Source organism: Allobosea sp. BK604, assembly GCF_004341515.1.
Classification (GTDB): domain Bacteria; phylum Pseudomonadota; class Alphaproteobacteria; order Rhizobiales; family Beijerinckiaceae; genus Allobosea.
The window spans coordinates 66,306-80,775 of record NZ_SLZF01000003.1 but is presented as its reverse complement, the minus strand read 5'-3'; the positions used below and the strand labels follow the sequence as shown (position 1 = coordinate 80,775).

15 protein-coding genes are annotated in these 14,470 nt (G+C 66.8%); 11 read left to right on the top strand and 4 right to left on the bottom strand.

All coding sequences use genetic code 11. The annotated features are described in order from the left end of the window. The first annotated feature begins 41 nt into the window (after positions 1–41). From EV560_RS09815 to EV560_RS09790, 6 genes are all read left to right on the top strand, one after another. Positions 42–1,508, top strand: a complete 1,467-nt coding sequence (locus tag EV560_RS09815) for a S8 family serine peptidase (RefSeq protein ID WP_131855582.1) — start codon at positions 42–44, stop codon at positions 1,506–1,508. Positions 1,509–1,759: 251 nt separating this feature from the next. Continuing rightward, complete coding sequence (locus tag EV560_RS09810; protein WP_131855581.1) at positions 1,760–2,056, top strand: hypothetical protein; 297 nt, start codon at positions 1,760–1,762, stop codon at positions 2,054–2,056. A gap of 202 nt (positions 2,057–2,258) precedes the next feature. Beyond that, entirely contained in the window at positions 2,259–3,470 is a 1,212-nt protein-coding gene (locus tag EV560_RS09805; RefSeq protein WP_131855580.1) for an MFS transporter, read from the top strand. 68 nt (positions 3,471–3,538) lie between these two features. Then, positions 3,539–4,039: a GNAT family N-acetyltransferase gene (locus tag EV560_RS09800; RefSeq protein WP_207908014.1), complete on the top strand. Its 501-nt coding sequence runs from the start codon at positions 3,539–3,541 to the stop codon at positions 4,037–4,039. Between the two features lie 72 nt (positions 4,040–4,111). Beyond that, positions 4,112–5,266, top strand: a complete 1,155-nt coding sequence (locus EV560_RS09795; protein ID WP_131855579.1) for a glycosyltransferase family 4 protein — start codon at positions 4,112–4,114, stop codon at positions 5,264–5,266. Further along, positions 5,263–5,931 (top strand): class I SAM-dependent methyltransferase, encoded by a 669-nt coding sequence (locus EV560_RS09790; protein ID WP_131855578.1) that lies wholly within the window; start codon positions 5,263–5,265, stop codon positions 5,929–5,931. The genes EV560_RS09795 and EV560_RS09790 overlap by 4 nt, the downstream gene beginning before the upstream one ends. Here the strand turns inward: EV560_RS09790 and EV560_RS09785 are convergent. Beyond that, entirely contained in the window at positions 5,928–6,464 is a 537-nt protein-coding gene (locus EV560_RS09785; RefSeq protein ID WP_131855577.1) for a hypothetical protein, read from the bottom strand. The genes EV560_RS09790 and EV560_RS09785 overlap by 4 nt on opposite strands. A 46-nt stretch (positions 6,465–6,510) precedes the next feature. Between EV560_RS09785 and EV560_RS09780 the strand changes: the two genes are divergently transcribed. Continuing rightward, a complete protein-coding gene (locus EV560_RS09780) occupies positions 6,511–7,239 on the top strand; it encodes a TetR/AcrR family transcriptional regulator (RefSeq protein ID WP_348982207.1) in 729 nt (242 codons plus the stop codon). Here EV560_RS09780 and EV560_RS09775 read toward each other — a convergent pair. Further along, on the bottom strand, positions 7,236–7,778 hold the full coding sequence (locus EV560_RS09775; RefSeq protein WP_131855576.1) for a dihydrofolate reductase family protein: 543 nt from the start codon (positions 7,776–7,778) through the stop codon (positions 7,236–7,238). The genes EV560_RS09780 and EV560_RS09775 overlap by 4 nt on opposite strands. A gap of 46 nt (positions 7,779–7,824) precedes the next feature. Between EV560_RS09775 and EV560_RS09770 the strand changes: the two genes are divergently transcribed. After that, the gene (locus EV560_RS09770) at positions 7,825–8,388 is read left to right on the top strand and encodes a TetR/AcrR family transcriptional regulator (protein ID WP_131855575.1); all 564 of its coding nucleotides are present in this window, start codon (positions 7,825–7,827) and stop codon (positions 8,386–8,388) included. Between the two features lie 147 nt (positions 8,389–8,535). On the opposite strand, the gene EV560_RS09765 is transcribed toward EV560_RS09770, so the two are convergent. Together EV560_RS09765 and EV560_RS09760 are read right to left on the bottom strand one after the other, a co-directional pair. After that, positions 8,536–9,609, bottom strand: coding sequence for a patatin-like phospholipase family protein (locus EV560_RS09765; RefSeq protein ID WP_207907986.1), 1,074 nt, complete (start codon positions 9,607–9,609; stop codon positions 8,536–8,538). Beyond that, the gene (locus EV560_RS09760) at positions 9,606–10,391 is read right to left on the bottom strand and encodes a 3-hydroxybutyrate dehydrogenase (RefSeq protein WP_131855574.1); all 786 of its coding nucleotides are present in this window, start codon (positions 10,389–10,391) and stop codon (positions 9,606–9,608) included. The genes EV560_RS09765 and EV560_RS09760 overlap by 4 nt, the downstream gene beginning before the upstream one ends. A 121-nt stretch (positions 10,392–10,512) precedes the next feature. Here EV560_RS09760 and EV560_RS09755 point away from each other — a divergent pair, with 121 nt between their 5' ends. The 3 genes from EV560_RS09755 to EV560_RS09745 all read left to right on the top strand — a co-directional run bounded on the left by EV560_RS09755 (position 10,513) and on the right by EV560_RS09745 (position 14,402). After that, on the top strand, positions 10,513–11,037 hold the full coding sequence (locus EV560_RS09755; protein ID WP_131855573.1) for a transcriptional repressor: 525 nt from the start codon (positions 10,513–10,515) through the stop codon (positions 11,035–11,037). Then, positions 11,030–12,304: a flavodoxin-dependent (E)-4-hydroxy-3-methylbut-2-enyl-diphosphate synthase gene (ispG, locus tag EV560_RS09750; protein ID WP_131855572.1), complete on the top strand. Its 1,275-nt coding sequence runs from the start codon at positions 11,030–11,032 to the stop codon at positions 12,302–12,304. Before EV560_RS09755 ends, ispG begins: the two co-directional genes overlap by 8 nt. Positions 12,305–12,407: 103 nt before the next feature. Then, positions 12,408–14,402: a potassium transporter Kup gene (locus EV560_RS09745; RefSeq protein WP_131855571.1), complete on the top strand. Its 1,995-nt coding sequence runs from the start codon at positions 12,408–12,410 to the stop codon at positions 14,400–14,402. Positions 14,403–14,470: the final 68 nt, after the last annotated feature.

Below are 14,470 nucleotides of genomic sequence, written 5' to 3'. Positions count from 1 at the left end.
GGCGCTTCTCTGGTAGCTTCGACAGAGACGGGAAAAACGTCATGGCTCGCGACATTCGGATCGCTCGACCAAAACGCCTGGCCCGCCTTGCCGGTTCCGCCGGACTGGTGCTGCTTATGATCGGCTATGACCTGCCCAACACCGCGGCGCAGGACCATCGTGGCGGGTCGCCGCAGGACGCGCAGCAGACCCGGTCAGGTCGTGGGGGCACGGGTACGGCGGCTCCGGATGCCACGATGACGCCCCCACGCAGCATGGTGCTGCCCCCGTCCGGACCGCCGCCGATCTCGATACCGCCGACCACCGAGCAGCGGCTGGTCAATGACGAGATCCTGTTCGAGCTGGCGCCGGGCGTACAGGGCTCCGACGTGCTGAGCTCCTATCGCGCGACGCTGATCGAAAGTCGCCGCTTCGAGCTGGCGGGTGTCACGATCGCCCGCATCAGGATCAACGACGGCCGCAATGTGCGGGCGGTGCTGATGGAAATGGCGCTCGATCCACGCATCACCAGCGCCCAGCCGAACTACACATATGAACTGCAGCAGGAGCAGCGACCGATAGGCGGAAGCACGGCCGTGAGCGTGACATCGCAGCCCTCTCTGGTCCTCAGCCCGGTCAGGCCGAAGGAGGCACCGTCGGCGGCGGCCGGTCGCGAGCGGCAGCAACAATATGTCGTCGAGAAGCTGCATCTCGACGATGTCCATAAGATCGCGCGCGGCGCGGCGATCAAGGTGGCGGTGATCGATTCCGCCGCAGACCTCAACCATGCCGAACTGCAGGGCGTCGTCGTCAGCTCCTTCGACGCACTCGAAGGCGAGGCGCCACCGCAGCCACATGCGCATGGCACGGCGATGGCCGCGGCGATCCTGGCGCAGGCGCGATTGCAGGGCGTGGCGCCGGCGGCGCGGCTCCTGGCAGCGCGGGCCTTTGCCGGCACGGCGGGACCGGCGTCGGCGAGCGGTACGACCTTCCACATCCTCGCCTCTCTCGACTGGGCGGTGGGGCAGGGCGCGCGCGTCCTCAATCTCAGCTTCGCCGGGCCGCAGGACCGGCTGCTGTCGCGTTCGCTCGCGGGGGCGAAGGCGAGGGGCGTCATTGCGGTCGCGGCTGCCGGCAATGGTGGGGCCAAGGCCGCGCCGCTCTATCCGGGTGCCGATGCCAGCGTCATCGCGGTGACCGCGACCGATGCTGACGACAAGCCGTTCGCACAAGCCAATCGCGGCGATTATGTTGCGCTGGCCGCGCCGGGCGTCGACGTGCTCGCGGCCGAGCCGGCCGGACGCTACGCCTTCTCGTCGGGCACCTCGATCGCGGCGGCGCATGTGTCGGGGCTTGTTGCCCTGGTGCTGGAGAAGCGGCCGGATCTTGACCCCGACGGCGTGCGCAAGCTGCTGGCAGAGAGCGCCATTGATCTCGGCGTGAAGGGCAAGGATCCGGTCTTCGGCGCCGGGCGCATCGACGCGCAAGGCGCGCTGGCGCGGGCACTGCCGGTCTCGGCGGCGCGCTGAGAGCCCATTCGCGAATTCTACTGGCGTGGCCGCTCGACGCGGCGGTCTGCGCTTCCGGTGCTCACGGACCAATGTCCGCTGTGCTCCGGTTCTCGACGGCCGCGCCGATCGACTCACGCCAGCGAATTCTCGAACGGTCTCTCCACCGTTCCAGAATTTTTTCGTAGTCGCTTTGAACCAACTCCGGACTTGCCGCGACCAATGGGCATGGAGGGCGAGTGGTTCGCTCCCACCGAACCGGAGTTCAGACGATGACCGCCTCCAAGAAGAGCGTGACCGCCGCCCTCGCCGCCCTCACCCTCGGCACCGCCATCCTCGCCAGCGCCGGCGGCGCCGAGGCTCGCCCGCGTTACCGCGGCGCGCATTGGGGCGTCGGTGCCGGCATCGTCGGAGCGCTCGCCGTCGGCGGCCTGATCGCGGCCTCGGCCGGCAGCGCCTATGCCGAGCCGGTCTATGAGGACGTGCCGGTGCGCCGCTGCGATCTGGTCGAGCGCTTCAACCGCTACGGCGAAGTGATCGGCTACCGCAGGGTCTGCAGCGTCTACTGAGCGGTTCCCGCAGACTCACCGATCCGGTCCTCCGGCCCCACCCGGAGGGCCGGATGCGTTTTGACAGCGCGTGGTTCGGCTTTCGAATATCGGCGCCGAACAGCCCTCCGTATTGCTCTCCAAGCATGCCAGCAAAATTGTTCGGCCGGTCGTCATGCATTAGGGAGAGAGACTGTTTAGCCGAAGCAGAAGTCGGATTGCGATGAACGTGACCATGCCGGTCGGGGTCGCCCGCCGTGCCGCCATGCCGGTGCTGATCGCGCTCAGCGTCACGCACCTGCTCAACGACATGATCCAGTCGCTGATCCCGGCGGTGTACCCGATCATCAAGGGCGCCTATGGGCTCGATTTCGGGCAGATCGGGCTGATCACGCTGACCTTCCAGGTCGCGGCCTCGCTGCTGCAGCCGCTGGTCGGGCTCTATACCGACAAGAACCCGATGCCCTATTCGATGGTCATCGGCATGGGCTTCTCGCTGGCCGGGCTGCTTGGCCTCGCCTTTGCCGGCAGCTACGCGCTGCTGCTGCTTTCGGCGGCCTGCGTCGGCATCGGCTCCTCGATCTTCCATCCCGAGGCGACGCGGATGGCGCGCAGCGCTTCCGGCGGGCGGCACGGCTTCGCCCAGGGCCTGTTCCAGCTCGGCGGCCAGTCGGGTGGCGCGCTCGGGCCGCTGCTCGCGGCCTTCATCATCGTGCCGAACGGGCAGGGCAGCATCGCGTGGTTCTCTGCGGCAGCGCTGATCGCGATGGTGCTGATGACATGGACCGCCGCGCAGCATGCACTGATCGGCAAGCGCCAAGCCGCCGCCAGGGCGAGTTCCGGAGCGGCAATCCCGCAACAAGCGCGCAAGCTCGGTAATGTCGCGCTGCCGGTCGCGATCCTGATCGTGCTGCTGTTCTCGAAGAATGCCTATTCGGCGAGCTTCAGCTCGTTCTACACCTTCTACCTGATCGAGAGGTTCGAGGTCTCCGTGCAGACCTCGCAGGTAATGCTCTTCCTGTTCCTCGGCGCCTCGGCGGCCGGGGCGGTGTTCGGCGGCATGCTCGGGGACAGGATCGGCCGCAACAAGATCATCTGGTTCTCGATCCTGGGTGCGCTGCCCTTCACGCTTGTGCTGCCCTATGCCGATCTGTTCTGGACGGGCGTTCTGACGGTCATCATCAACATGATCATGTCGAGCGCCTTTTCCGCCATCCTGATCTATGCGCTGGAGCTCTTGCCAGGCCGGACCGGCCTCGTCGGCGGCTTCTTTTACGGCCTCTCCTTCGGCCTCGGTGGCGTGGCGGCCGCGCTGCTCGGCGAATTCACCGATCAGCTCGGCCTCGAGACGATCTACCGGATCTGCTCGTTCCTGCCGGCGATCGGCCTGCTCGCCTGGTTCCTGCCGCGGATAAAGGAAACGCCGCATCACTAGGTTATCGAGCTGAGGCCGAAAGAACCCCGGGAGGCGATGGCGTGAGTGGCGATCTGGTGCAGCTCACCGTGGCGGAGCTGCTCGAATCGACGGCGTCGAGCGAGGCGCTGCTTGCGCTCAACAATACCCATGCCGTGGAACTGTCCTGGCTCGAGCCGGACCGGCTGCGGCATCTCGTAGCCGAGGCCTTTCTCGCCAAGCGCATCGGCGCGGACGAGGCTCTGCTCCTCGCGTTCGACCAGGATGCCGATTACGACAGCCCGAACTTCCTGTGGTTCCGCTCGCGCTATCCGCGCTTCGTCTATGTCGATCGCATCGTCGTCGCAGCTGCCGCGCGCGGGCGCGGCCATGCGCGCCGGCTCTATCTCGACCTGTTCAAGCAGGCCGCTCGCGCCGGGCACGATCGGGTCGTTTGCGAAGTCAATTCCGACCCGCCCAATCCCGGCTCGGACGCTTTCCATGCCAATCTCGGCTTCGTCGAAGTCGGTGCAGCCGCGATCCATGGCGGCAGCAAGACCGTGCGCTATCTGTCGCGTCCACTTACCGGTGAGTCTGTGGGCGCTGTCTGAGCAGGGCGCGCAGCGGAGATCGAGGGCAACCGCTTGACCTTCGCGCCCGCATCAGCCTGATGTCGGCGCATCATGCGCCGCCCAAAACTTCTCTTCGTCGCCACCGAGGACTGGTTCTTCGCCTCGCATTTCCTGCCGATGGCGCGTGCGGCGCGGGAGATGGATTTCGACGTCGCCGTGATCGCGCGCGAACGCCAGCATCGCCGCGTCATCGAAGCGGCAGGCGCGCGTCTGATCGCGCTCGAGGCCGAGCGGCGCAGCCTGTCGCCCAAGGCGCTCTTTCATCAGGTCAGGGCGTTGAAGCGGCTGATCGAGGCCGAACGGCCGGATATCCTGCATTGCATCGCGCTGAAGCCGATCGCGCTTGCCGGGCTCGCCGGCAAGCTCGCCGGGATCGACCGGCGCGTCTACGCCCTGACGGGCCTCGGCTTCCTCGGCGCCAGGCAGGATAAGGCAGCGGCGGCGGCCCGGTTCGCGGCGAAGCTCTGGCTGCGCGAGGCGATCGACGGGCCGCAGGTGCGCTTCCTGTTCGAGAACCCCGACGATCCGGTGATGCTGGGGCTCGATCCGCAGGACAAGGCCAAGGTCGCGCTGGTCGGCGGTGCCGGGGTCGATCCGCTGGTGCTGATGCCGGAGCCGATGCCGCCGGCGCCGCCGCTCAAGGTCGCGCTGGTGGCGCGCATGCTCTGGTCGAAGGGTGTCGATCTCGCGGTCGAGGCCGTCAGGCTGGCGCGCGTGCAGGGCGCGAAGGTCGAGCTGACCATCCATGGCGCGCCCGACCCCTCCAATCCAAAGGCGATCCCGGAGGCGACCTTGCGCGACTGGGCGGCGCGGCCGGGCATCACCTGGGCCGGGCCGACACGCAATATCGAGGGTGTCTGGCGGGCGCATCATCTGTGCTGCCTGCCCTCGCGCGGCGGCGAGGGCCTGCCGCGGACGATCCTGGAGGCGGCGTCCTCCGGGCGCGCGATCCTGACCACAGACGTTCCCGGCTGCCGCAGCTTCGTGCGTGAGGGGCAGGACGGCATGGTCGTGCCGCCGGATGATCCGGCGGCCCTCGCCAAGGCGCTGGTCGTGCTGGCCGGGGCGCCCGGGCTGGTCGAGCGCATGGGCCAGAGCGCCCGCAACCGCCTGCTCGACGGCCATACCGAGCGCGACGTCATGGATGCGGTGAAGGCGCTCTACCGCTCGCTGCTGACGAAGCCGAGCGCGGATATCGCGGCATGAGCGGGGAGGCGGTGCTCGACCGGCGCGGCTTCATCCTCGCGCATACGCGTCTTTTGCCGGCGCCGCACGCGCCCGAGATCAGCCTGCATGTCGCCGAGGAGGCGACCGAGCTTTGGCAGAAGACCGAAGACGAGCTCGCCACGATCGGCCTGCCGCCCCCCTTCTGGGCCTTCGCCTGGGCCGGCGGGCAGGCGCTGGCGCGCTATATCCTCGACCATCCAGAATTCGTGCGCGGCAGGCGCGTGCTCGATTTCGCCAGTGGCTCGGGACTGGTGGCGATCGCCGCGGCGAAGGCTGGCGCGGCGCAGGTCGAGGCTTGCGATATCGATGCCTTCGCGGCCGAGGCGATGCAGCTCAACGCCGCGGTCAACGATGTTTCCATTACCGCGAGGCTCGACGACCTGATCGGGCGGGACGAGGGCTGGGAGGTGATCTGCGCCGGCGATGTCTGCTACGAGCGGGCCATGGCGGAGAGCGTGGTCGCCTGGCTCTCCGGCCTGGTCGCGCGCGGCGCGCAGGTGCTGATCGGCGATCCCGGACGGAGCTATCTACCGAAGGACAGGCTTGTCGAAGTCGCGACCTACCAGGTGCCGGTGACACGCTCGCTCGAGGATGCCGAGATCAAGAAGAGCACGGTCTGGGCTCTCTCAGCCGACGGTGGTTAGCTGGCAACAGCCCGAGCCGTGGTGTGCGCGGTCTCGGAATGCCCCCTCCCGCGCAGGGACCGCACCAGCAAATAAAACGCCAGGACATGCGTGATCATCAGAGCGGGCACGTAGAGGATCGGAATCCAGTAGGCCGCCGCCAGCTGCCCGGCCCGTTCCGGAAGGCCGAACTGGACGCCGTGATAGTAGTTGGTGAGGAGATCGGCGGCTCCCACGAGATTGAATACGGCAACGAAGAACCAGAACAGGGGACGGACCCGAAAGCTCATCAGCGCCAGCATCGCCAGCAGGCCGGTGGCGAAATCGCCATAGGCGGCGGATGCCGCAAAGCCGGTGGGCAGATCCGGTCCGACGACACCCGGCACGATGAAGACCAGGCCGAAGAAGCGGAAACTGTGCAGGGTGGCGATGGCGCGCTGCGCCTGGGCGTGGTCCAGCGACTTCATCCGCGGCAGCACATAGGCGCCCAGGATGAGCAGCCAGGGCAGATAGCCGAGGATGAGCTGGATCTGGAGAATGGTCGATGGTGACATGCGCGTCTCCCGTCAGGATTATCCCCGTCAGCACCGGTGATGGAACTTGAAGATATCCATCGCTATAAGCTTGGTACCAGTTGGTACCAGAGTCAAGGAGGAGCGTTTGGCGGCAGGATCCGGAGCGGCGGGAGCAGATGGCGGATCTGCCCGGGCGCGCATTCTCGAAGCCGCCTTCGCAACCTTCAGCGCGCAGGGCTATGCGCAGACGAGCATGCTGGAGATCGCGACCCGCGCGCGCGTATCGAAGCGCGAGCTCTATGCGCTGGTCGGCAACAAGCAGGACATGCTGGCCGCCTGCATCACCGAACGATCCGGCCGCATGCGTCCGCTGGCCGACATGCCCGAGCCCGATGACCGCGCGAGCCTCGCGGCCGCATTGACGGCGTTTGGGGAGAGGCTCTTGCGCGAGGTCAGCGATCCCGTGGTCGTCGGTGTCTTCCGGCTGGCGATCGCCGAGGCCGAACGGGCGCCGGAGATCGCGCAGGCGCTCGACTCGATCGGGCGGGCGGCGGCCCGGAAGGAACTGGCCGCCCTGCTCGGGACGGCGCAGGCGCGCGGCCTCCTGAGTGGAGATCCCGTCGAAATGACCATGCGATTCCTGGCCCTGCTCTGGGGCGACCTGATGCTCGGGCTGCTGCTTCGCCTCGCCGATCCGCCGACGCCCGAGGAAGCCCAGCGTCGCGCCCGCGAGGCCGCCTCCGCCTTCCTGTACCTGCAGTCGGCTGAGGGAGTGGGCTGGCATCTTGTGCGATGTCAGCCCAATCTCCGCTAGTCCGTGCTGGCGGTGGAGAGCGCGTAGTGAAGTCGGACGCAGCCCCGCTCCAAAGCCCGCGCGCTAAGGAGCCTCGGGCTTGCCCGGAAACCGGTCGGCGGAAACAGCGGTCTGCCGCCGCCGATCAATTCCGGCATGACGTAGATCTCGATCTCATCAAGCGCGCCGCGCTCCATGAAGGCCATTTGCAGTTGGCCTCCGCCGAGCATCCAGACGTCCCCATCGTCGAGACTGCGCAGTTCGGCGATCAACGAGTCGATATCGCCTCGGGTTTCGAGTGGCCCCTTCGGAGCGATGATCGGCCGGGAGGTGACGATGATCGCCCTCTGTTCGCCGTAGGGCCAGGGCCCGGGGTCCTGCATGATGAAATCGTAGGTCCTGCGGCCCATGACCACGGTGCGGATGCGCTTCAGGAAGAGGCGATAATCGTCCTCGCCGAGGTCCATGCCCTCATACTTGAAAAGCCAGTCGAGGCTGTCGTCCGGCGTGGCGATGAAGCCATCGACGCTCGCTGCAATATAGCCGAGGATCTTGGCCATCGCCGTTCCGTTTGATTATAAATGAATGTTCATTTATAATTATCCCATGAGCCGAGGCAAGACAATTTCCGACGGGCAATTGCTCGACAGGCTCCTGGCCGCCGTGAGGGAGCACGGCCCTTCGGACCTGTCCTTCGCCAAAGCGTCGCAGGCGACCGGCCTTGCCGCGGCGACCCTGGTGCAGCGCTTTGGGACCCGTGTCGGAATGGTGGAGGCTGTCCTCCTACGGGCGTGGGACCAGCTCGACGAAACGACCGCCGCTGCCGACGCGGATACCTTGCCCGATTCCGCCGGGGCGATCGAGCTGCTGTTGCGCCTGACGAATTCAGGCCGCGCCGAGTATGATTTCACTGACGGGCTGCTCCTGCTGCGCGAGGACATTCGCAACCCCGTCCTGCGGGCGCGGGGCGCTGAATGGGGCGCGCGCCTGGCGGATGCGCTCGGGCGCCGGCTCTGCGATGACGCCGAGCGTGGCACTGCGCTCGGCTGGCAGATGCTGGGCCTGTGGCAGGGGACACTCGTCTGGTGGGCGTTCCGGCGCGATGCCGAGCCCGTCGTGAAGGTGCGGGAGAGCTTGGAGGATTGGTGCCGAAGCGTCGGCGCCCGATAGGCACGCACTCCAGGCTTCTCAGGTTCGCGACAGACAGCCTCCCGCCTAGCGCATTTCCGCGTTTCTTCGAATCGCGGAAATCCTCTAGCTATTTGTTTGGACGCATTTTCTTCACGCGAACCGGGGTCCACTTCGCTCGAAAATGCTCTAGGAAATCGCCTCCTGCACATCGAGGGTCCCCTGCACGCCGATCGCGTCGTAGTTCCGCTTCAGCCAACGCCTCGCCGCGTGCCGGCCCATGTCGCGCAGGCGCAGCAGGAAATCCCATTCGGCGTTCATGCGGGTCGAGCTGGTGAGTTCGGCGAGCGGGGGGCCGCCATCGATGCGGTGCATCAGCACGCGCTTGTACTCGTCCTTCGGCAATTTGCCGGCATCGATCAGGCGGTTGACGAAGGCGATGGCGCGCAATTCACGCAGCAGCGAGGCGTTGAAGGTGATCTCGTTCAGCCGGTCCTGGATGGCGCGGGCATTGGTCGGCAATTCCCTGCGCTGGAGCGGGTTGATCTGCACCAGCATCACGTCGTCGCAATGGGTCTCGTAGAAGAGCGGGAACAGGGCCGGATTGCCCATGTAGCCGCCGTCCCAATAGGCCTCGCCGCCGATCTCGACCGCCTGGAACAGCATCGGCAGGCAGGCCGAGGCCATCAGGTGGTCGGCGGTCAGCTCCTCGTCCCGGAAGACCTTGATCTTGCCGGTGCGGACATTGGTGGCGGCGATGAAGAGCTTGACGGCCCGGCAGGCGCGGACCTTGTCGAAATCGATCAGGTCCGCGATCACGCCGCGCAGCGGATTGATGTTGAGCGGGTTGACGTCATAGGGGCTCGCGACCTTCGAGAACATCTCGAACCAGAGCAGGGCCGGAGGCACGTTGCTGCCGCCCCAGGCGCCAAGCATGGTGTCGATCAGCGAGCGCTCCGAGCCGCCATATTTGCCGTCGACGCTGATGCGGCGCCAGAAGGTCTCCAGCGCGGTTCGGGCGCCGTCGATGCCGCCTTCGAGCCAGCCCTCGCTCAGGACCACCGCGTTCATCGCGCCGGCGCTGGTGCCGGAGAGCGCCTCGATGGCGAGGCGCCCGTCCTCCAGGATCGCGTCGAGCACGCCCCAGGTGAAGGCGCCATGGGCGCCGCCGCCCTGGAGCGCCAGCGAGACGCGCTTCTCCGCCTTCGGGCCGGCCAGGCCCGGGACGACGCGCGCGCCGCGCTTGCTGCGCCGTCCGGTCACGCGGCCGTCCAGCCACCATCCATCGGCAGGGTGGCGCCGGTGATCGACTTGGCCGAATCGGTGCAGAGGAAGACGGCGAGCGCCGCGACCTGGTCGACCGTGACGAATTCCTTGGTCGGCTGGGCCTCGAGCAGCACGTCGTTGATGACCTGCTCCTTGGTGAGGCCGCGCGCCTTCATCGTGTCGGGGATCTGCTTCTCGACCAGCGGTGTCCAGACATAGCCGGGCGCGATGGCGTTGACGGTGATGCCATGGGTCGCGACTTCGAGCGCCACCGTCTTGGTCAAGCCGGCGATTCCGTGCTTGGCCGAGACATAGGCCGACTTGAAGGGCGAAGCGACGAAGGCATGCGCCGAGGCGGTGTTGATGATGCGGCCCCAGCCCTTGGCCTTCATCTTCGGCAGGGCGGCGCGGGTGGTGTGGAAGGCCGAGGACAGGTTGATCGCGATGATCTGGTCCCATTTCTCGATCGGGAATTCGTCGATCGGCGCGACATGCTGGATGCCGGCGTTGTTGACCAGGATGTCGATGGCGCCGAAGGCCTTCTCGGCCTCGGCGACCATGGCGGCGATCTCGGTCGGCTTGGTCATGTCGGCGGGCGAGAACAGGGCCTTGATGCCGAATTCCTTCTCGAGCCCGGTTCGCAGCGCCTCGGCATCGGCGGGGGGCATGATGCCGTTGATCACGAGATGGGCGCCTTCCTTGGCGAGGGCGCGGGCATAGGCGAGGCCGATCCCGGAGGTCGAGCCGGTGACGAGGGCGGTGCGGTCTTTGAGGAACATCAGCGTCAAGGCTCCTGACATTGCCGGAGAAAGTGCTTAGATAGCGCGCGGGTAGCATCTGCGACGTTATCATTGTCACGAAACGCCGCTTACTGTGCTATTGCAACGCAAAATGACCAGAATGCAGCCACTCGCCCACGCGCACGATAGCCATGACGCCGGCTCATGCCGCCACGCGCACGAGCATCAGGAGCATGCCGCCGAGGCTCTGGCGCGGGCCGAGCGCGTCTGCCGCGAGCGTGGCCTGCGCCTGACGCCGATTCGCCGCCAGGCGCTGGAAGCGCTCCATGCCGATCACAAGCCGGTGGGCGCCTATGATCTCGCTGATCGCATCTCGCCGCCGGGCGGGCGCCGGCTCGCGCCGATCTCGATCTATCGCGCGCTCGATTTCCTGGTCGAGCAGGGCTTCGTGCATCGGCTGAGCTCGCGCAATGCCTATATCGCCTGCCTGCACGGGCATGGCGCCGACGAGGTCGTCGCCTTCCTGATCTGCGAGGCCTGCGGCGGCGTCGACGAGGATTCATCGCCCGCCATGCGCAAGGCCGTGGCGGCGATCGCGCAAGGGCGGCAATTTTCGCCCTCGCATCAGGTGGTCGAGATCGTCGGCCGCTGCGACCATTGCCGGAGCGCTGCTACCCATGACTGAAGCCGTCCTGCCGGCAGCTCTTGCCGAAATCGCCGGGCCGCAGCCGCGCCGACTTACCGTGCCGGTCAAGGTCGGCGGCGTCGAAGTCGGCGGCGGCGCGCCGATCGTGGTGCAGTCGATGACCAATACCGACACGGCCGATGTCGGGGAGACCGTGAAGCAGGTCGCGGCGCTGGCGCGGGCGGGCTCGGAGCTGGTGCGCATCACGGTCGACCGCGACGAGGCGGCGGCAGCCGTGCCCCATATTCGCGAGCGACTCGACAGGATCGGCGTCGACGTGCCGCTGATCGGCGATTTCCACTATATCGGCCACAAGCTGCTCGCCGACCATCCGGCCTGCGCCGAAGCGCTGGCGAAATACCGGATCAACCCGGGCAATGTCGGCTTCAAGGACAAGAAGGACCGGCAGTTCGGCCAGATCATCGAGCTCGCCATCAAGCACGACAAGGCGGTCCGGATCGGCGCCAATTGGGGCTCGCTCGACCAGGAGCTGCTGACGGCGCTGATGGACGTGAATGCCGTCTCCGAGAAGCCGCTCGATGCGCGCGCGGTGATGCGCGAGGCGATGGTGCAGTCGGCCCTGCTCTCGGCCGTGCGCGCCGAGGAGATCGGGCTCGGCAAGGACAAGATCATTCTCTCGGCCAAGGTCTCGGGCGTGCAGGACCTGATCGCCGTCTACCGCATGCTGGCCGCCCGCGCCGACTATGCCATCCATCTCGGCCTGACCGAGGCCGGCATGGGCTCGAAGGGGCTGGTCGCCTCCTCGGCGGCGCTCGGCATCCTGCTGCAGGAAGGCATCGGCGACACGATCCGCTATTCGCTGACGCCGGGGCCCGGCGGTGACCGTACGCTCGAGGTCAAGGCCTCGCAGGAATTGCTCCAGACCATGGGCTTCCGTGCCTTCGTGCCGCTGGTCGCGGCCTGTCCGGGCTGCGGGCGCACGACCTCGACCGTGTTCCAGGAACTGGCGCGCGACATCCAGAGCTGGATTTCGACATCGATGCCGGAATGGAAGACGCGCTATCCCGGCGTGGAAGCGCTCAATGTCGCGGTGATGGGCTGCATCGTGAACGGGCCGGGCGAGTCGAAACATGCCGATATCGGCATTTCCTTGCCGGGCACCGGCGAGGCACCGACGGCGCCCGTCTTCGTCGACGGCAAGAAGGTCGCGACCTTGCGCGGAGCGGGGATCGCCGGCGAGTTCAAGACGATGGTCAACGATTATATCGAGCGGCGTTACGGTCTGCGCGCCGATGCCGCCGAATAATCGGTCATGCGTTGCAGGTTCGGCGTGCATGCACCTTTGCGTGCCGCCGGGCTTGTGTTAGAGGCCCCGGCCTTTCGCTGCGCCGCAGCATCCGTGGAGAGCCATGATGGGGCATGACCACCCGAATCCGCCGGCCGCTGGCACGGGGGATTCCCGTTTCGGTCTCGACGGCGGGCATGGCGTTCAGCACGGGCATTCGACCGCGAGCTATGCCGCGCTCGCGCTCGGCGCGCTCGGCGTCGTCTATGGCGATATCGGCACGAGCCCCCTCTATGCATTGCGCGAGACCGTGCTGGCGGCGACCGGCGCGGCCGCCGGCGGCCATGGCGGCGGGGCAGAAGTGGCCCTGACCGGTCCACTGCCGCGCAGCGTCGTCATCGGCGTGCTCTCGCTCATCCTGTGGTCGCTCGTCGCGGTCGTGACGCTGAAATATGTCGTGCTGCTGCTGCGGGCCGATAATAACGGGGAGGGCGGCACGCTGACGCTGGTCGCGCTGGCGCAGCGCGCGCTCGGGCGCATGCGCGGCGGCTTCGTGCTCTTCCTCGGCATGGCCGGCGCCGCCCTGTTCTATGGCGATGCGGTGATCACGCCGGCGATCTCGGTTCTGTCGGCGGTCGAAGGCCTCAAGCTCGTCACGCCCTATTTCGATGGCTACGTGCTCTGGATCGCGACCGCGATCCTGCTCGCGCTGTTCCTGGTGCAGAGCCGCGGCACGGCGAGCGTCGCCAATTTCTTCGGGCCGATCATGCTGATCTGGTTCCTGACGCTCGGCGGGCTCGGCATCTACCACATCGCCGACGATCTTAGCGTCTTCTCATCGATCAACCCCTATCACGGCCTGCACTTCTTCTACGCGCATCCCGGCCTCTCGCTGGCGGTGCTCGGCTCGGTCTGCCTCGCGGTCACCGGGGCGGAAGCGCTCTATGCCGATATGGGCCATTTCGGCCGGGGACCGATCCGCTCGGCCTGGCTCTATCTGGTCTTCCCGTCGCTCTGGCTAAATTATCTCGGCCAGGGCGCGCTGATCCTCTCGGACCCGAGCGCGATCGACAATCCGTTCTACAAGCTCGCTCCGGAAGGTCTGATCCTGCCGCTGGTGATCATGGCGACCGTGGCGACGATCATCGCCAGCCAGGCGGTCATCACCGGCGCCTATTCGCTGACCCGCCAGGCGATCCAGCTCGGCCTGCTGCCGCGCCTCGAGATCAGGCACACGTCGGAGCAGACCTCGGGCCAGATCTATATCCCGCGTATCAACACGATCCTGCTGGTGGTGGTGCTGATCCTGGTCTGGAGCTTCCGGACCTCGTCGAACCTGTCGCACGCCTACGGCATTTCGGTCTTCGGGGCGATGGTGGTCGATTCGCTGCTGGCCTGGATCGTGATCAGCAAGGGCTGGCGCTGGAGCACAGCGGCGACCGCGGCGGTGATCGGCCCGTTCCTGATCATCGATGTCGCCTTCTTCTCGGCCAATATGCTGAAGCTGCTCAGCGGCGGCTATGTGCCGGTGATGCTGGCGGTCATGCTGGTCGTGCTGATGGCGACCTGGGTGCGCGGCACCAAGATCCTGTTCGACAAGACCCGAAAGACCGACGTGCCGCTGCTCGAACTGGTCGGCATGCTCTCGAAGAGCCCGCCCTATCGGGTCAAGGGCATGGCGGTGTTCCTGACCAGCGATCCCGAGACCGCGCCGGCCTCGCTGCTGCATAATCTCAAGCACAACAAGGTGCTGCATGAGCGCAACGTCATCCTGACCGTGCGCTCGGCCGATACGCCGCGCGTGCCCGAGGAGGAGCGGGTGCGCCTCTCGCGCATCACGGACGATTTCTGGCGGGTCGAGATGGTCTATGGCTATATGGAGAGCCCGAACGTGCCGAAGGGGCTCGCCATGCTGCGCAAGCAGGGCTTCAAGTTCGACATCATGTCGACCTCGTTCTTCCTGTCGCGTCGCTCGATCAAGGCCTCGCCGCAATCGGGCATGCCGATCTGGCAGGACAAGCTCTATATCAGCCTGACCAAGAGCGCGACCGACGCGACGAGCTTCTTCCAGATCCCGACCGGACGCGTGGTCGAGGTCGGCACACAGGTCACGGTCTAAGACGCCCCCGGTCGCAAAAAAAGGCCGACCTCGGCGGAGGCCGGCCTCACTTCCAAATCGCCACAGAC